Source organism: Cellulosilyticum sp. WCF-2 (genome assembly GCF_003990395.1).
Taxonomy (GTDB): domain Bacteria; phylum Bacillota; class Clostridia; order Lachnospirales; family Cellulosilyticaceae; genus Cellulosilyticum; species Cellulosilyticum lentocellum.
The window spans coordinates 3396373-3415498 of record NZ_CP034675.1; the positions used below are offsets into that span (position 1 = coordinate 3396373).

19 protein-coding genes are annotated in these 19126 nt (G+C 35.1%); 2 read left to right on the forward strand and 17 right to left on the reverse strand.

Features of this window, described 5'->3' with window-relative positions:
- Positions 1-22: 22 nt before the first annotated feature.
- The 9 genes from EKH84_RS15245 to EKH84_RS15285 form a co-directional block, all read right to left on the reverse strand.
- Positions 23-685 (reverse strand): YczE/YyaS/YitT family protein, encoded by a 663-nt coding sequence (locus tag EKH84_RS15245; protein WP_127066951.1) that lies wholly within the window; start codon positions 683-685, stop codon positions 23-25.
- Between the two features lie 48 nt (positions 686-733).
- On the reverse strand, positions 734-5140 hold the full coding sequence (locus tag EKH84_RS15250) for a PolC-type DNA polymerase III (RefSeq protein WP_127066952.1): 4407 nt from the start codon (positions 5138-5140) through the stop codon (positions 734-736).
- A gap of 181 nt (positions 5141-5321) precedes the next feature.
- Entirely contained in the window at positions 5322-6863 is a 1542-nt protein-coding gene (locus tag EKH84_RS15255) for a nitrite/sulfite reductase (RefSeq protein WP_127066953.1), read from the reverse strand.
- Positions 6864-6947: 84 nt separating this feature from the next.
- A complete protein-coding gene (locus tag EKH84_RS15260; RefSeq protein WP_190283343.1) occupies positions 6948-10067 on the reverse strand; it encodes a penicillin-binding transpeptidase domain-containing protein in 3120 nt (1039 codons plus the stop codon).
- Positions 10068-10355: 288 nt separating this feature from the next.
- Positions 10356-10550 (reverse strand): CDIF630_02480 family spore surface protein, encoded by a 195-nt coding sequence (locus EKH84_RS15265; RefSeq protein WP_013657525.1) that lies wholly within the window; start codon positions 10548-10550, stop codon positions 10356-10358.
- A 15-nt stretch (positions 10551-10565) separates the two neighbouring features.
- On the reverse strand, positions 10566-11276 hold the full coding sequence (locus EKH84_RS15270; protein ID WP_127066955.1) for a polysaccharide deacetylase family protein: 711 nt from the start codon (positions 11274-11276) through the stop codon (positions 10566-10568).
- Between the two features lie 152 nt (positions 11277-11428).
- Positions 11429-12085 (reverse strand): TraX family protein, encoded by a 657-nt coding sequence (locus EKH84_RS15275; protein ID WP_127066956.1) that lies wholly within the window; start codon positions 12083-12085, stop codon positions 11429-11431.
- A 12-nt stretch (positions 12086-12097) separates the two neighbouring features.
- The gene (locus EKH84_RS15280) at positions 12098-12505 is read right to left on the reverse strand and encodes a bacteriohemerythrin (RefSeq protein WP_127066957.1); all 408 of its coding nucleotides are present in this window, start codon (positions 12503-12505) and stop codon (positions 12098-12100) included.
- 27 nt (positions 12506-12532) lie between these two features.
- Positions 12533-12883, reverse strand: a complete 351-nt coding sequence (locus EKH84_RS15285) for an arsenate reductase family protein (RefSeq protein ID WP_442861338.1) — start codon at positions 12881-12883, stop codon at positions 12533-12535.
- A gap of 167 nt (positions 12884-13050) precedes the next feature.
- On the opposite strand from EKH84_RS15285, the gene EKH84_RS15290 reads away from it, so the two are divergent.
- Together EKH84_RS15290 and EKH84_RS15295 are read left to right on the forward strand one after the other, a co-directional pair.
- Positions 13051-13497: a GNAT family N-acetyltransferase gene (locus EKH84_RS15290; RefSeq protein WP_127066959.1), complete on the forward strand. Its 447-nt coding sequence runs from the start codon at positions 13051-13053 to the stop codon at positions 13495-13497.
- Between the two features lie 102 nt (positions 13498-13599).
- Entirely contained in the window at positions 13600-14022 is a 423-nt protein-coding gene (locus EKH84_RS15295; protein WP_013657531.1) for a Fur family transcriptional regulator, read from the forward strand.
- Between the two features lie 52 nt (positions 14023-14074).
- Here the strand turns inward: EKH84_RS15295 and EKH84_RS15300 are convergent, their stop codons facing one another.
- The 8 genes from EKH84_RS15300 to EKH84_RS22125 form a co-directional block, all read right to left on the reverse strand.
- A complete protein-coding gene (locus tag EKH84_RS15300; protein WP_127066960.1) occupies positions 14075-15247 on the reverse strand; it encodes an aminotransferase class I/II-fold pyridoxal phosphate-dependent enzyme in 1173 nt (390 codons plus the stop codon).
- Entirely contained in the window at positions 15244-15729 is a 486-nt protein-coding gene (locus tag EKH84_RS15305; protein WP_127066961.1) for an Lrp/AsnC family transcriptional regulator, read from the reverse strand. The genes EKH84_RS15300 and EKH84_RS15305 overlap by 4 nt, the downstream gene beginning before the upstream one ends.
- Positions 15730-16034: 305 nt before the next feature.
- Entirely contained in the window at positions 16035-16391 is a 357-nt protein-coding gene (gene spoVAE, locus EKH84_RS15310; RefSeq protein ID WP_041713757.1) for a stage V sporulation protein AE, read from the reverse strand.
- A 23-nt stretch (positions 16392-16414) separates the two neighbouring features.
- Positions 16415-17422: a stage V sporulation protein AD gene (gene spoVAD / locus EKH84_RS15315; RefSeq protein ID WP_127066962.1), complete on the reverse strand. Its 1008-nt coding sequence runs from the start codon at positions 17420-17422 to the stop codon at positions 16415-16417.
- Positions 17423-17431: 9 nt separating this feature from the next.
- Positions 17432-17875 carry a stage V sporulation protein AC gene (gene spoVAC / locus EKH84_RS15320; protein WP_127066963.1) on the reverse strand — a complete coding sequence of 148 codons (444 nt, stop codon included), beginning with the start codon at positions 17873-17875 and terminating at the stop codon, positions 17432-17434.
- A 14-nt stretch (positions 17876-17889) separates the two neighbouring features.
- Positions 17890-18330 (reverse strand): stage V sporulation protein AB, encoded by a 441-nt coding sequence (locus EKH84_RS15325; RefSeq protein WP_127066964.1) that lies wholly within the window; start codon positions 18328-18330, stop codon positions 17890-17892.
- Positions 18330-18959, reverse strand: a complete 630-nt coding sequence (locus EKH84_RS15330; RefSeq protein WP_243118680.1) for a stage V sporulation protein AA — start codon at positions 18957-18959, stop codon at positions 18330-18332. Before EKH84_RS15330 ends, EKH84_RS15325 begins: the two co-directional genes overlap by 1 nt.
- Positions 18925-19101, reverse strand: coding sequence for a hypothetical protein (locus tag EKH84_RS22125; RefSeq protein WP_013657539.1), 177 nt, complete (start codon positions 19099-19101; stop codon positions 18925-18927). Before EKH84_RS22125 ends, EKH84_RS15330 begins: the two co-directional genes overlap by 35 nt.
- Positions 19102-19126: the final 25 nt, after the last annotated feature.

Here is a 19126-nt window from a genome sequence, read left to right on the forward strand (position 1 = left end):
TTTCATTTTTCTTATTTAATGATCACATTTGTCCACTTTGGCTTTGCCCATCTGCTCCACCTTGCTCCTTTAAAAAGCCACTTACAAGGTGGTCTATCTTAGGAAAGAAAAAATCCATTAAAGGGCCTAAAAAAGCAACACATAGTACAGTCCCTATACCGATAACACCACCTAAGCTCATTCCTAATACCATATAAATGATATCAACACTCATGCGAATAATGGTATAGGATTTCTTTAAGCGCTTTACTAAAGCTAAGTAAATTAAATCATTAGGCGCCACACCTATCTCTGAACTTTTTAAAATAGGAAAACCTATAGATACAATGACACAGGCCATCATAAAAATGATTATTTTGATACTTAGAGAATAACTATTAAGTGCCAAAGGGTTTAATAGCTTTAAAACACCATCTAGTGCAATACCTGCACCTATGATACATAAAAAAGTTCCTATTTTAATTTGTTTTCGATCCAAGAGAAAAAGGACGCCTAAAAAGATAAGCGTCAATAACCTATTAGCTGTTCCAGGAGAAACAGCTAGCGCCCTAGCTACTCCTTGTGTAAATAAAGTAAATGGATCTGAACCTAAATTTAAACTTAAAAATAAAGCTACCCCCACTTGAATAACGATTAATCCTACAAACCAAACCATCATCTGCTTCGCAATTTGTTTGTTTTTCACTTTTCTATTCTCCCTGTTTTATCTCTATCACCATGAACGATCAAGCCTTTAAAATGACATGGCACTTAATAAATCTAATTGATTAGATTCTGTTAAATCACCTAATATACCTAGTTCTGACATTTTATCTGTCACTGTCTTACTTACTTTAGCACGATTTCTAAAGTCTTCTTTGGATAAAAATGGACCATCTTTAACTGCTTCTACTACAGCTTCTGCTGCTTTTTCTCCTAGACCATCTATTGAACTTAACGAAGGCATAATCTTCCCATCAATAATTTGGAATCTCTTGTCATCTGCTCTAGTTATATCTATTGGCATAAACTCAATCCCCCTTGCATACATCTCTTGAACAATACGCATATCCTTTAAAGTATCTTGCTCTTTCGCTGATTGATTTTCTTTTCCCTTAAGCATGAGCTCCTTCATATGATATTCTAAACGTTCTTTCCCTAAACACATGGTCTCATAAGAAAAAGCTGACGCACGAATACTAAAGAAAGCGGTGTAATAAGCAAGTGGATAAAAAATCTTATACCAAGCAATACGCCAAGCCATCATAACATACGCTGCCGCATGGGCCTTAGGGAACATATATTTAATTTTTTTACAAGACCAAATATACCAATCAGGTACGCCATTTTCTAGCATAGCTTCTTCCCATTCTGGTTTTAAACCCTTCCCTTTACGTACACTTTCCATAATAGTAAAGGATAATCCCTTATCCATTCCTTGATTAATTAAATAAGTCATAATATCGTCACGGGTACAAATAACAGTCGAAATGGTTCCTCTGCCTTCTTCAATCAAGGTTTGAGCATTACCTAGCCACACGTCTGTACCGTGAGATAACCCAGAAATACGCACTAGGTCTGAAAAGCTTTGAGGCTTTGCATCTAATAACATCTGAATAACAAAGTCTGTTCCAAACTCTGGAATTCCTAAAGAACCTAGCTTAATTCCCCCAATATCCTCTGGCTTAATGCCTAAAGCCGTCGTACTATGGAAAAGTGACATAACGTCCTTATCATCTAACTTAATCGTCTTTGCATCTATACCTGTCAAATCCTCAAGGCGACGAATCATGGTAGGATCATCATGGCCTAAAATATCTAGTTTTAATAGATTATGGTCGATGGAGTGATACTCAAAGTGAGTGGTAATAATCGGTGTCGTTACATCATTTGCAGGATGCTGCACAGCTGTAAATTCATAAATATCACGGTCATGTGGTACTACAATAATCCCTCCTGGATGTTGCCCTGTGGTACGTTTAACCCCTGTACACCCTTCTGCAATACGCTTCATTTCTGCTCTTCTCTTGTGAATATCGCGCTCTTCATAGTACTTATAAACATAAGCAAAAGCTGTTTTTTCTGCTAGCGTACCTATTGTTCCTGCTCTAAAGGCTTTCCCCTCTCCAAAGATAACTTCTACATACTTATGGGCTTTCGCTTGGTAATCTCCAGAGAAGTTAAGGTCAATATCCGGCTCTTTATCACCTTTGAAACCAAGAAAGGTTTCAAAAGGAATATCATGGCCTTCTTTTAAAAGTTCATGACCACACTTAGGACAAGTAGCATCTGGCATATCGCATCCTGAACGTCCTGCATAAGCACGTACTTCTTCGGATTCAAAATCCACATAGTGGCACTGTGGACAAATATAATGTGGTGCTAGTGGGTTAACCTCTGTAATACCTGACATCGTTGCTGCAAAAGAAGACCCTACAGATCCCCTTGAACCTACAAGGTAACCATGGTCATTAGAATCCCATACTAATTTTTGAGCAATGATATACATTACAGCAAAACCATTAGAAATAATGGAATTAAGCTCTCTTTCTAATCGCTCTACTACAACTGGATGTAATTCTGGTCCATAAATCTCATGGGCCTTATCGTAACAAATCTGCGTCAGGGTAGCATCTGAATCTGGAATTTCTGGTGGACATTTATAAGGCAACACTGGAGAAATCTTTTCAATTTGTTCATTAATCAGCTGCGTATTGGTAATAACCACTTCTTTCGCTTTCTCACTTCCTAAATATTTGAATTCTTCTAGCATTTCTTCTGTGGTACGTAAATAAACAGGTGGCTGATCATCAGCATCTTTAAAGCCTTTGCCTGCCATAATAATACGCCTATAGATTTCATCTTCTGGGTCCAAAAAGTGAACATCACAAGTAGCCACTACAGGCTTATTATAGTGCTCCCCTAGTTCTACAACACGCTTATTATACTGTCTTAAGTCTTCTTCTGTCTCAGCTGCATATTTATCACTTCTGAGCATAAAACTATTATTTCCAATCGGCTGAATTTCAAGATAATCATAAAAGCTTACTAATCTGGCCAGTTCGGTTTCTTCTTTTTCTCTTAAAATAGCTTGAAAAATTTCACCCGCTTCACAAGCTGAACCAATAATAAGTCCTTCTCTATGCTTTTGAATGAGACTTTTTGGCATACGTGGTCTACGATTAAAATACTCTAAGTGAGATGCTGATACTAAACGATTCAGATTAATACGTCCTATTTCATTCTTCACTAAAATAACCCCATGATAGGTAGGTAACTTCTTAATATAATCTGGTGAAATCTCTACCATATCATTAATAGCATCTAGGGTTGTAACACCTTTTTCCTGTAGCATCTCTATAAAGCGTACAAAGATTTCACCTGTAGCTGTCGCATCATCTACCGCTCTATGGTGATTTTCTAAGCTAATATCTAAATGCTTAGCCACGTTGTTAAGTTTAAAATTGCCTAAGTGTGGCATTAAAATACGTGCTAGTGCTACCGTATCCATGACTGTAAAGTCTGCTGCTAGGCCCTGCTCTTTGGCATTTGCTTCTATAAAACTCATATCAAAATCAGCATTGTGGGCTACCATGACACATCCCTCACAAAAAGCTAAAAACTGTGGTAATAGCACTTCTATGGTTTCTGCCTCCATAACCATCCTATCATTGATTCCTGTTAATTTCTCAATTTGATAAGGAATAGGCACTTTGGGATTGACAAATTCACTAAAGGTATCTACAATTTGACCACCTACGACTTTAACCGCCCCTATTTCTATGATACGGTTCATTTTAGGGCTAAATCCCGTGGTTTCTAAGTCAAAAACCACATAACTCTCCATTAGGCTTTGGTTTTTAGAATTCGTCACGACTTCCTTTAAGTCATCTACAAAGTATGCTTCTACACCATAAATCACTTTAAAAGGCTCATCCTTTGACACACAATGATTCGCAATAGGGAAAGCTTGAAGACAGCCATGATCAGTAATGGCAATTGCTGGCATTCCCCATGCTTTGGCACGGTCAATCATCTGATGAATATCGACTACACTATCCATATCACTCATCATGGTATGGAGGTGTAATTCTACACGTTTTTCCTCACTGGTATCCATACGTTTGGTTGTAAAATCAGGAATAGCTTTAATGCCTTTAATAGAAGCAATGCCTATTTCTCTATCAAATTTATCAAAAAGCGCCATTCCTTTAAGACGATAAAATCCACCTTTTTTAAGCTTACCTAATACATCGCCTAATTCATCATTTTTAACAAAGAGTTTAGCGGTTATGGTATCTGTAAAGTCTGTTATATCAAACATAATAATGGTTTTTTCCATACGAATCTCTCTTGTATCAATACTTAAGACTTTACCACGGATAACGACTTCTCCAATTTCATCTACTAATTCTTCAATTGGGGTTAAATCACCTTCACATTCACGTCCATAAAAAACATCTGGATCAAGGGGTACCTTTTTACGTGTCATACGTACTTCTTTTTGTTCTTTCACTTCCGCTGTTTCCTTAGCGCTTTCTCTTACTGCTTCTTCTTCTAGTGGCTGAATTTGACTCATTACAGAGGTTACTTCTCGTTTTAATTGATTTTGATTTTCCTCTACATAAGCCAGTGGATTACTACTAGCTTTATATTCAAACTGCACACCCAATTGCAACTGAAAGCGTTCCATAAAAATCTTTTCTAGAAAAGGCTTTAAGGGCTCTGTTTTTTTACGTGCCACAAAACTATTATCTATTTCTATAAAAAGCTGCTTGGCGGCTACACGCCAAACGGCATTTTTGACAATTGCATAAACCATTTCGCTTTTTTCTTCTATTTCTAAAAGTAAATTCTGCTTATAAGCTTCTACAATATATGCTGGTGTATACGCTTCTGATAACTCGTAAGATTCTACTAAAGTAATAGAGAGGGGCGCGGTTTTAAAAAGTTGGTCTTTAATGGCCCTCTGCATTTTTAAAAGCATAGGACGATTAAGAAGTTCTTTACTGCTTAAATAAATTTCTAAATGCTCAGTAGCTTGTTCAAATACAACTTTTTTAATCCCTACGGGTTCAAAAAGCTGCTGGAGCTTATCATCTACTTTTAGTTCTGTTAATACTTCAAAAAAAGCTCTTACTTCTGTTTCCATTCTACTCACCTATACCTTCTTTACTAACGCGCTCTTTATCTTTTTTATTATATACTATTTGGTTTAGGGTTAAAAGAGGCGGTTAAGTAACAAAAAAGCAAAGAAGTTCCTAACTACTTCTTTGCTTTTCTATTACTTACTTATAATAAACATCCTTTATTACTATGACTACTGACATACCATTAAATGATTATTTACTTAACAACTGCTCTACTTCCTCTTTATTTGCCTCCATATATTGGTCAAAAGATTGATGAGCAGCTTCTATTTTAGAAGCCAAATCATATAAAAAAGCAGGTAATTGGTCCTCCTGAACTTCTCCTATTAACTCCCCTAAATGAGTCTCCCCTACTGTACACTTTCCTTTCATATACACATCATAAATACCTGTTAATACACCATCTATTTTCTTCTTGTTACCCACTAAACCAATACCTGCAATCTGGTGTACACCACAAGAGTTAGGACAACCGGAAATATAAATAGGCGGCAAGCTTTCTTTGATATTACCTTTTGCTTTAAAATAATCTACTATAGCTCTTAATGCCTTTTGACTTTCTAATATACCCATTTGACAGATAGGAACACCTATACAAGATCTGGTTTGTTCTACCCCTAACAAGTAGTTATCTGCATCCAAAGCCTCCGCTACTTGCTGCACTTCTTCACCATTTAAATGAACTAAATAAAGACCTTCACCCATGGATAATCTGACATGAACATCTTTCATTGGTTCAATCAGATTAGAAATCTTTCTAAGAAGCCTGTAATCTAATTGTCCCCCTAAGGGATGAAAATAATAACTGTAAAGACCTTCTTGCTTTTGTGATGTAATAGCTATATGATTTATTTCTACTCTTTTACCTACTTTTGTGTACTTAGGCATCTCGGGAGAAAAATCTAATCCCCCTTTTACTTTAGCAGTCTCAAAATACTTCCAAAAGCAGTTGACAAAAGCTTCATCTCCCATACGATCTGCAATATATCTGACCCGTGCCTTATGATGATGTTCATAATCTCCTTCATGAGTAAAGAGCTGTACCATGGCTTCTAGCGCATATAACGCTTCTTCTGCTGGTAGTAATCTATCCACTGGAATACCTTTTCTTGGATTACGCCCTAATCCACCTCCTAGATAAAGCTTGAAATAAGGCTTGTTATCTTTTAATGTTGCTACAAATCCCATATCTTGTACTGTAGCTTGAGAACCATCTGCCTTATCACTGGTAAAAGAAACCTTTAATTTTCTAGGTAAATGATAGGTATTAATACGCTGCAGGAAATACCCATTAGCTGCCATAGCATAAGGTACCACATCAAACGCTTCTTCCTTCATTAATCCCGCTAACGGGCTCATTGCTACATTTCTAGGATAATTACCACCTGCTCCTCTTGTGTAAAGGTTATATTCAAGACCTTCCTCCATCACCTTACAAACATTATCTAAACTTAGCTTATGAAACTGAATAGCTTGTCTTGTAGTCAAATGAATCATGGGAACTGCATAGCGTTCTGCTAAATTGCATATGGCCACTAATTGTTCTTTTCCTAAGACACCTGATAAAATACGTAAACGAATCATAAAATGCTTACCATCTCGGTGAGCATAAACACCAAAGCCACCTGAGACTTTTTTAAAATCCATTTTGCCAAGCTCGCCCTTTAAAAAAACTTCACCTTTTGCTTTAAACTCAGGGATCTCTTCTAAAAGAATTTGTTTTAAGTCCCTCATTATTCAACTCCTTTTACAATTTTTTCTTAAATAATAGAATGCCTCATAAAGACCGTTTTCATGTATCTTTATGAGGCATTTTCTCTACTGTACAAATTTGTTTCCTAATGTCACCTTTTCTTTTTCTTGACCAATTTTAAAGTAAGCTTCAAAAATATCTTTTGCAAGCTGGGTATTACTACCACCCAAGCCATCTGCACCATACATACTGGTAACAACTGCAATCTCCGGCTTATCATAAGGTGCAAAACCAACAAACCAGCTATTTTCATATTTTCCTTCTTGAGCTGTTCCTGTTTTAGCTGCTACTTGAATAGGAAAGTCTGTAAAATAACTTCTTGCTGTACCAGCTGAGCCTGTAGCTACTTTATGCATTCCTTCATAAATATTAGACAAAGTAGATTCTTTAAAATTAAGGGTATTAAATACTTTTTCTGGTGTTTGTGTATAATCACCAGTAATCTTGTGATCATCGATGCCACTTACTACTTTTAAGTCATAAACCGTATGTCCATTAGCCAGGCCTGCTACATAACGTGCCATTTGTACCGGTGTGAAGGTATTCCCTCCCTGACCAATAGCTGTACGTACATTATCTGAAACATTCCATTCCATATGAATATCTTTAAAGAAATCATCTACGTAAACGCTTAAAATACGATCAATCACTTTACTTACTGTACGTTCCTGTGCATTAAAGCTACCTTCTTTAATAGCAGCCATACGTCTTTCTAGTTCCGCGCAAACATCTTTCATATCTTCTTGACCTTCATAACGCTTATACGCTGCTGCATAACCATCATAATAGGCTTGCTCTAAGACACCTTGTGGCATCTTATCTAAAGTTTTAGTGATTGTCTTACGTGTACCTGCCTCTATATAGCTTTCTAAGGTTTCTTGTATCACATTTTTAGTACGTAGCTTTAAGCTTGTTTTACTATCCCTTGCTAATACCTCATCAGCAATTTCTTTAGAAATGGCATTTACACCTTCTTGCAGGGCATCTCCTATATCTTCAATCACTTTATCATAGATCGTAGATAAATCTTCACCCAAAACAATGGCTAATTCAGAATCTAAACTTTTCTTAATATAACTTTGTGTTAAATAATCAATTCTGCCATCTAAGTCTGTTGCTCTACTATCACCCAATGTATAGAAAATGTCCAAGTACTCTTGTACCTCTGATAAGAGTTTCTCTCTATTTTCACTTTTCTTATCCTTCATATTTTTAATATAGTTAAGTGCTCTAGCTGCTTGTGTGCTAACTGCATTTTTAGGATTTGAAATATTAGGTGCTGTTTCTTCTAATTCAACGCCAGAGGTATGGCTTAATCCAAACATTTCTACGTATTTTGAAAGCGCATCAATTCCTCCATAAGGTGCGCCATATTTAAGTCCTAAACGATAAGCAATATCATAGAAATAATAGTTACAAGACACCTCTAAAGCCCCTTGTATATTTAAACTACCATGTCCATGACCAGTATTCGTATAAATCCAACATTTAGGTGCTGGCAATCCTACATTTGGATATTCACCTGTATCATAGATCATTGTATCAGGTGTTACTACTTCTTCTTCTAAACCAGCTACAGCTACAATCATTTTAAAAGTAGAACCTGGGGCTTTAGCTGTTTTTAAAGCACGATTAATTTCAATATTACGTTCATCTACACCGTCATGTAATTTTCTATAAATAGAATTAAAGTTCTGTGTAAATTCATTACTATCATAAGAAGGATAGCCTACTAAAGCTAATACTTCTCCAGTATTAACATCTACGACTACAGCTGAACCACTAAATGGCATAATCGCTGTTTGATCAGGCTTTAATTCTCCACTTTCTAGCTCAGCAATTAAAAGAGCTTCTATAGAACCGATATTACCATCCCAAATACGTTTCATTTGATCTTCATCTAATTTTAAGCTTTCTTGCTCTCCTAAAGCAAGAAGAAGCTCTCTATCAGTAATTAAAATTTCTTCGCTATCTAACATATTAGCAAAATGCTGCTTAATGGTTAAGGTCGTTTTTTCTTCTTTTGATAGATTTTTTTCTTTTTCTTCTAAGACCTTTAATGCTTTTTCATAATCTGCTGCTACTTTATCATAAAGTTGTCTTTGCATTTGGCTTTGTGGAGCAGTTTTCATTATATTAAAATCTAGTTGGTTATTCTTAGCCATGGAAATGAGAATTTCTCTCCCTGTTAAAGGAACGGTTTTTTCTTTTCCTTGTAATCTACCTACAATACCTTCAGCTAAACGTTTTTCCATAGCCTGATAAGTAGCTAATTGCAAATCAGCATCCAAGGTTAAATAAACATCATTTCCAGCTTTAGCTTCTTTCGTCTCTAGGGTGAATACAGTTCGTCCTGCATTGTCTACTTCTATGAGTTTACTTCCTTTTTCTCCTTTAAGCTCGGACTCCATACTGCCTTCAATACCTACTTGCCCTACTAAGTCATCTTTTTCATAGCCACTATCTTTTAAGTCATTGTACTGACTTTCAGTAATCATACGGGTATACCCTAAAATATTACCAAACGCTTTACTATAAGTCTCTGTATAATAACGCTCAGATTCTACTTCTGCCATAATACTTGGGAAATCATCTTGATGCTCCTCAATAGCAGCTAAGGTTTCCATTGAAATATTTTTAGCTAGCGTTACCTTTTTATATTTTTGATAAGTGGTTTGTGAGATTTGTAAACGCATTGCTAAAATTTTTCTTGCATCTTCATCACTAATTTCTGAATCCAGATTATATCCTTTTTCTCCTCTTAAATAAGCCATTAATTCTGGTGCAGAATAGGTATATAACAATTCCTTGTGTTCTTGATTATCATAAGGTACATAATTGGTAATAAAACTTCTAATACTTTGGTCATCTTCTGTAAAAGTAAAAGGTACCGTTTTGGAAATTGGCATATTATCAATATATGTATCTTCATTTTCTTCAAGCAAATTAGCTACATTTAAAAGAATTTGGTTATAATCATCTTTTTTCAAACTAACTTGTGGGTCTGTTTTAAGTACATAAATCGGTTTATTACTTACTAAGGGTTTGCCATAGCGGTCATAAATAAGACCTCTTATAGCAGGTATCTCTACTTCTCTTTGTACACTTGCTCTTAAATCTTCTTCATAAGCAGCATGTTCTATAATTTGTAATGTATAAAACTGATAAACTAAAACAACAAACATGCCCACCACCACAATGGACACAATAAATAATCTATCAGAAAGTAAACGGTGTTTTTTTTGGTTGAGTTTATGAATTCCCATTTTTAAATCGACTATTAAATGAGCCGATACTCCTTTCCATTATTGGTTAAATTGTTCACCAATTTAGGTGTCATTTCGTTTATTTTTGACATTGTTAACTCTTTTATTTTAACGTATTCCCCTAAGTATCACAACCTCTTTTCATAAATAAAACAAAGTTTTTAAGACCTCTTTTGTCTTAAAAACTTTGTTTTATTTTCCTACTCCTTATAAGCGACTACCATTGTCTACCCAATCTTTTGCGTGAATGACATCTTCTATAGAAGGTGTACTTGTACCTGCCGCAGGATTGACCTCCTGTGCATCCACTAGTGGAAAGGTGATTTCACTGTTTCTTGTATCGGTATTATTTATTCTTTTATTATTCTTTCCTGATAAAGCTTTGCTTTTTTGATCGTGCATATTGCTACTCCTTTATTAATTTGTTTTTTGTTTTAGTTTAACTGGAGCAATATCTGTAGTAATTGGCTTAGATGTATATTGATGCTCTTGCATCCACTCTAAAAAAAGAGTCATTGTTTCAACTACATGCTTAATATCATGGAACAAAATAACTTTGGGCTCTTTTTGAGATTTTTGAATCATTTGAGTCGTGGCCCGAAATGTTTTATAAGGATTACGATAACACCAATCTTTAGAATCAATATTCCAGTCCCATATCACATATTCACGAGCTGCTAATGCTTCTGCTTGCTTCTTAGTTAAATAAGGGCTACTTCCATAAGGCGTTCTGGCTAAATTGGTCTTGCTTCCTGTAATTTGTTCTAGTGTTGCATTTGCTTTATCCATTTCTTTTAAAGGTCCTAATGTACCACAATAAAAAGTAGATTTTTCATGAGTCACACCATGAACACCAACGGCATGTCCTTCTTCTACTATACGTTTTACCATATCCGGATTACGTTTCATCTCTGCATCTAGCATAAAAAAAGTAGCTTTCATATGATACTTAGCCAAAACATCTAACAATTTTCCCGTATACTCACTCGGTCCATCATCAAATGTTAAATACAAGACTTTGTATTCTATTTGCCCTTTTGATCTATCTTGATCTACCGGACTACCTAAAGCCGTTATTTGAATCAAAACAAGGAACAATAGAATGATGGATTTAATTCTCTTCTTCATGCTGCTCACCTAACTTTATGGTCTTTTGTACACAGATTTATTATGAGCTTTTTTTTTAATATCATACCTTATTTAACTAAATTACTGACATAATCACAAATAATCGACTGTTTTTAGACGCAAAAAAAGCTTTACTAAATGTAAAGCCTTTTTTAAAAAAATAGTAATTTAATAAGCACTAATACAAACATATGCAACGGATAAAATAAATAAAAGAAATAACGTAAACTACTCAACCGCTTATTCTTTAGTAGTATAATAAAGACAATGGACAACACTGCATAAATTTGCAACGGACTATTATAGATTAAGCTATCTATTAAGGTAAGTAAACCAAATAAAATATATGCCACTAGTTGATTTTCTTTTTTAAAACTATACTCATAAAAAAGAATCACTACAGCAACACCATACATACCATAGTCACACGCTAATCCTTCTGCTAAAATCAGTAATAAACCAACCATTATATAATTGCCAATTTTCACAATCTCACTTTGCTGCTCTGCACTCTTCAAAAGCCAAAGACAACCTAATGCAATTAAAAATGTAAAACCAATATTTAAGCCGAAAGCCCTTCCATAAGCTACTTGAAACATCCATAAAAATGGCAACTGAGAAATAATTGCAAATACCGTCATTCGCTTTATATAATTTTTTAATGAGGAAGTATGCCAAAAACCACTAGCAACCCCATAAGCAAATAAAGGCATTGCTAATCTTCCTAACGCACGCCATAATGGCTGAGTAGGATAAAATAACATTCCTATATGATCCATTAGCATGAAAATAGCAGCTATAATCTTCACAATTTACCTCTTCTACATATTTTTTTCTCGGCAGTAGGCTGCAAAAGCTTTATCTTTTTCTAGGACATGCTCTACAAGCCATGTCATAATAAAATCCACAAGTTCTCTTAATTGTTGTTGTTGGGCATGATCTAATTCATGTAAATCAAAATCATTTATTTTTTCTATAAAATCTTGATGCTCCACTAAATGTGAAAAATACTTAGGGTATTGAATCTTCTCCATTAATTGTTGTTCTTCATTAAAATGATAGATCACATATGCTTTTAACTCTTCTATTATCTCCACTATCTCATCAAACTTATCCATGTGACCTGGTAATAAAAATAATTCCTCAATACGCTCCGAAATATCAAACAACCTTTCATGTTGCTTATCAATTGCTTCAACACCTATCGCATAACTAGATTTCCATTTCATCTGATCATCCCCCTAATAAATTAGTAACTATTTTAATAGTTGCTTATAATCGTCTTCCTTAAAACCCACAAGTACTTTTTCCTCTGTGATTAATAATGGTCTTTTAATAAGCATGCCATTTCCTGCTAATAATGCTACTGCTTCTTCTATATTCATATTCTTCACACGTTCTTTTAATCCCATTTCTTTATAAAGTACACCATGTGTATTAAAAAACTTAGTAAATGGTTCCCCACTTTGCATAATCCACGCCTTTAACTCCTCTGCTGTCGGTGTGTCTTCTACAATATGCCTTATTTCCACTATAGCATCATGTTCTTTTAATGTCTTTAATGCCTTTTTACAAGTGCTACAAGATGGATAGTAAATAAAAATCATTTTCATATATTAACTCCAATCTCTCTCTTTATTCATAGTATGCCTATTGATTTATTATCTGTTTCTTTTCTATATTTCCTAATATTTCCTATTATTCTCTATTTACTTGACACACTACTAAAATAGATTATACTAAAGTAATATATATCATACAAGGAGGCTTAACTATGTTTATTCGCGATATTCAAGCTCAAGATCAAGCCATTTACATGCAAATGTCTAAAGACTTTTATCATAGCGATGCCACTCTTTTTGCTATGACTGATGAGCAGCTACAAGCTACCCTTCAGAAAGCCCTTCAAAACTCACCTTTTTTAAGGCTTGTTATTATTGAAGAAGAACAAAAAACCGTAGGTTATGGGTTATTAGCTTTTTATTGGAGTAATGAAGCTGGTGGCATGGTGACTCAGTTAGAAGAGTTCTATGTTTTACCAGAATATAGAGGAAAACAGCTAGGTAGCCAATTTTTAAATTGGTTAATAGATTCTTATAGAGATCAAACAGCTCGTTTCCGTTTAGAAATATGTTCCAGTAATGTGGGAGCTAAAAAGCTCTATGAAAAATATGGATTTAGTACTTTAGATTATATTCAAATGATTAAAGATATGCAATAAGCATTATTTCATAAATAATTTTGAAAGAAAGACTTGAATTTTAGCTTACTTTATAATAGAATCTAGTTTAGATAATAGTAATTATTAAAGAGGAGGAGTTTTATGCTAGAATCAACTGCTATTTTAAAAGCACATCACCTTAAAGTAACACCTCAACGTCTTGCTATCTTTAAAATGTTACGTCATACTAACGTGCATCCTAGTGCTGAAACCATTTATAATAGCTTACAAGAAGACCATCCAACCATGAGTTTAGCTACCGTTTATAAGACATTAGATGCCTTTGTACAAAATGGTCTTGTGCAACAGTTGAACTTAGGGGAAGATAGTTACCGTTATGATGCTGATACATCACCTCATAGCCACATGCAATGTACAGTTTGTAAATCAGTAGAAGATATTGAGCAACTTCAGCAAGTAGCACCTATTAAGCAAGAAGTTCAAGAATTAACAGGTTATCAGCTTCTTAGTGAGCAATTTTATTTTTATGGTATTTGTCCTGAATGCCAAAAAACAGCACAATAAGGTACTAAAAAAGACACTTTCACATAGATGTAAGAGTGTCTTTTTTAGTACCTTATTTGATTCTTTTACTTACAAAACGTTCAATACGCACAAGGGCTTCTTTTAGCTCTTCAACTGAATAAGCATATGAACATCTAATAAAACCTTCTCCATATGTACCAAATGCAGTACCCGGTACAACTGCTACCTTCTCTTCTTTTAACAGTGTTTCACAAAATTCATCACTAGTCATTCCAGTTCTCTTAATACTTGGAAATACATAAAAAGCACCTTCTGGTTCAAAACAAGATAATCCCATTTGCCTAAAATGCTCTACCATTAAACGTCTTCTTTTATTATAGCTCTCACACATCATAGCCACATCATCATCACCATTTCTCATCGCTTCAATAGCTGCATATTGGCTTGTCGTTGGCGCACACATAATAGCAAATTGGTGCATTTTCGTCATCAATTTCATCAATGGCACTGGCCCTAAAGCATATCCTAAACGCCAGCCTGTCATGGCATAAGATTTAGAAAAACCACTAATTAAAATGGTGCGCTCATACATACCTTCAATGCTAGCAATAGAGACATGCTTTTTACCATACGTTAGTTCTCCATAAATTTCATCTGATAACACAATAATATTGGTTTCTCTTAATACTTCAGCAATTGCTTCTAATTCTTCCTTTTCCATAATAGCTCCTGTCGGATTATTAGGATATGGTAAAATAAGTATTTTTGTACGTGGTGTAATATACTGTCTTAACTCATCTGGTGTTAATTTAAAGTTATTTTCTTCCCTTGTAGGTATCGTCACAGGTGTTCCACCAGCAAAAATTGTACATGGCGTATAAGAAACATAGCATGGTTCGGGTATAAGCACCTCGTCACCAGGATTAATTAATATACGAAGCGCCAAATCAATGGCTTCGCTTCCACCTACTGTTACTAAAGTCTGATCTTTAGGGCAATAACTTAAGTCAAATCTTCTTTTCATATAGTTGCAGATTTCTTCACGTAATTCTAAAAGACCTGCATTAGCAGAATAAAAGGTCTTCCCTTTTTCTAGAGAATAAATGCCCTCTTCACGAATATGCCATGGTGTATCAAAATCAGGTTCTCCAACACCTAATGAAATTGCATCTCCCATTTCATTTGCAATATCAAAAAATTTACGTATTCCTGATGGGGGTACATCCATAATACGCTTTACCATTAATTCATCATAATTTATCATGGCGATACAATCATCCTTCCGTCCTTTTTACCTTCCTCAAAAATCACTCCATAATCTTTATATTTTTTAAGTACAAAGTGAGTGGCTGTACTTAAAACAGAATCTAACGGTGCTAACTTTTGACCAACAAAAAGGGCAACTTCTTTCATTGTTTTTCCTTCGATAATAACCGTAAAGTCAAAACCACCTGACATTAAATAGACAGCTTTTACTTCATTATAATTATAAATACGTTCAGCTACTTTATCGAACCCTTCACCTCTTTGAGGGGTTACACGCACTTCAATAAGTGCTGTGACAATATCTTTTTTATCTGTATGATCCCAATTAATAAGTGTGTTATAACCGCAAATAATTTGATTATCTTCCATTTCTTTAATCGCCTTGGCCACTTCATCTACCTCTTTGCCAATCATAATGGCAATATCCTCAGCAGTTAATCTGCTATTATTCTCTAAAAGCTCTAAAATTTCATTTTTCATGGTTTTCATCTCCTTTTTACCCTTTAAAGCTTATTATACATCATATGAAAATAAGGTTGCCACATAAATTTTCAAAACATTATATAACGTTATGTCTTTTATGTGATAGTCTTATTGTAATCAACTTTCCTTGTGTTGCACAGAGCCACACTTCTTTGAAACCCTCTAATAAGTGGTTCCCTTATGATGAATAATGCTACTCATACAAATATAGTATTAAGCTCTTGGTATGTTATAAAACACAGCATGCAAAAAAGCTACGTACTATTATCGTTGTACGTAGCCTTTCATTAAGAGCTAATTATTTATGACTTGCTTTTAGGATTAGCCAGTAGCGCTGCCAAATAGCCGAATACAATAGCTGCTGTAATACCTGAAGCTGTTGCTGCTAGGCCTCCTGAAAAGGCACCCATAATCCCACTACTTTTAACTTCTTCTATTGCTCCTTTGGCCAAGGCATAACCAAAACCAGAAATAGGTACGGTTGCTCCTGCCCCTGCAAACTCTACGATGGGTCCATAAACACCTATAGCTTGTAAAACGGCTCCTGCTACCAAGAAAAGCACCATAATTTTACCATTTGTTAATTGAGTACGGTCTAATAAAATCTGTCCTATTAAACAAATAAGACCACCTACTACAAAGCACTTGAGGTATTCCATAAAAATGTCCATTTGTTTGCCTCCTATTTCATTTCAATACATACAGCATGGGCAATACCTGGTATAGTATTTCCTTGTTGTGTACTACCTGGACTCATTAGCGCTCCTGTAGGTACAATTAAAATCTTCTTTAGTTTTTTCTCTACTAACTGTTTATAAAAGTATCCTGTAAAAATAGAAGCAATACAACCACAACCACTGCCACCACAATTGGTTCCTTGCTTTTCATCATCATACATGAGCTTACCACAATCTTGAAGAACACCACTTAAATCTGTTCCTAATTTACCAGCGATGTCAATAGCAATATCATAACCGCAATTACCTAAGTCTCCAGTAATAATAGCATCAAAATCATTTGGCGTTTGATTGGTATCTTCTAAATAAGCTAAAATCGTATCAACGGCAGCCGGTGCCATAGCTGCCCCCATATTAAAGGTATCTGTCACACCTAAATCTACAATTTTCCCAGGTGTCACACTCGTTACCTTAGGACCTTCTCCGCACCTAGAAAGTAATACAAAACCACTAGCTGTCGTAGTCCATGTTTGTGTTTCTGTACGCTGTCCTCCGTATTCTAAAGGAAATCTAAATTGCTTTTCAGCAGCACAGTTATGACTACTCGTACCTGCTATAACTAAGTCCGCCATGCCTCCTGCAATACACATGCTTGCTAAAGTCATAGATTCCCCCATAGTTGAGCAAGCTCCATACAATCCAAAGAAAGGAATATTAAAATCTTTAACACCAAAGGTACTGGCAATCACTTGATTTTGTAAGTCTCCTGCATAGATGTAATGAATATCAGCAGGCGTTTTACCTGCCCGGTCTAATAAGCCTTGGATCGTTAATTGAACCATACGAGCTTCTGCTTTTTCCCAAGTATCTTCTCCCAGTAATTCATCTTCTAAAGGATGGTCAAAGTATTTTCCCATAGGTCCTTGTACTTCTTTTGGCCCCGCTGTTGCATAAGCATAAGTGATAACAGGAGGCTCTTTAAATGTAATGGTCTGTTTACCAATATGTCCCATAATCTCCTCCTAGATAAAATAATAAATAATACCAATTACAACACTAGCAATGGTTCCAAATACAATGACAGGACCTGCTATAGTAAAAAGTTTAGCTCCTAAACCATAAACATATCCTTCCTTTTTGTATTCCATAGCTGCACTAACCATAGAATTAGCAAATCCAGTAATAGGTACCAGCGCACCTGCTCCTCCAAACTTGCCTACATTATCATAAATATTAAATGCTGTCATTATAGCGCTAATTAGTATAAGAGAATCTGTTGTTAACGTAGAAGATTCTTGAAAAGAAAAACCAAAAAACATATAACCATTAATTAAAAGCTGTCCAATACTGCAGATGATACCTCCTACCAAAAAAGCTTTTATACTGTTACCAACTACTTTATTTTTAGGTGAATGTTCATCTATAATTTTTTGATACTGACTTTTAAGTTGATTTGTATTAGCCATCGTTACTTACTCCTTTACTGTATGATTTCTAAAAACATAGGGTACAACCAATAAAGTAGTGACCCTATCAGTTTACCTGCAGCTAAAGATAATACGAATAATGAAATGCCTTTTTTAACCTTCACTCTTCTGTTCACAATAGGAAAGACATCCAGCACCTCTGCCAAAGCAATAATAAGGCCTCCTACGAACATCCCAAAGCCAAATAAAAGTAAAACCACTACCCAAGACCATAAAAATAGTCTCGTTTCCCACATTGAAAGAATACTACCGCTAATAGCCCCCAGTATAATAGCATTTTCATACCATATGACATGATGACCTGTTTGGGTACGATGTGCCATCATTGGAATAACCCCTATAATGGTAATAAAAGCTACAACACCACCAGAAATAATAATACCTGCGCCCATACCTACTAAAATCCTAGGGATAATTGTTAATATCTCCCTCATTATGGTTCTCCTCTTCGTTTATCACTAATGCTCTCTATTTCACAATCCTCTACATTCTTTTCATACTGCTTAATTTCTACTTGCATAGGTGTAGGATCATCTGTAATTTTCTTAAAACCAAAGTGATTAAAGAAAACAAGAATCCCTGCTGCGATGCCTATAGAATAAGGAATTGTCAGTAGGAGTGGCTGTTCTTCTTGTCTTCCTGTAAAAATACGATTTAAAATAATAAAGGTCTTTCCTAAAGAAGTGTCTGTATTGTATGTCATAATAGCTACTGTTGCACCTGCAAACACAATAAGACATAGCCCTACTACTTTTACCCATTCCCATATATCATGGGTCTTAGGTGGCTTTTTCCTATATTCAATCACCACATCAGGGTCTCCTACACTTTGCACATCTGCTTTGGGATATTCTTTCCAAATCGCATTAATGATATCAATAATGGTCACAATATAACGTCCATTTTTCTGTGTATCTGGTACAAAGAAAATGCGCATAGCATCTACTTTGGCTTTCACCTCTGGAGGTGCAGCCACATCGGCTAGATCTTTAATAGTCACACTACTTAAACCTTGCAAAGTCTTACGTTTATAGGCTCTTACATAAATGGTACACTTTTGCATATCCAAGATAATCGCCCCTATCTACGAACATACCATTGGTAGTTTCTGATTGCTTATGGTCCTCTATATATTTATAAGCTGTAATACTCCCTCCAATAAGTATTAAAGTGAGTAAGGTTAAAATAATAACTCGTTTTTTCATACTACACCTCATTTTATTCTTTTCA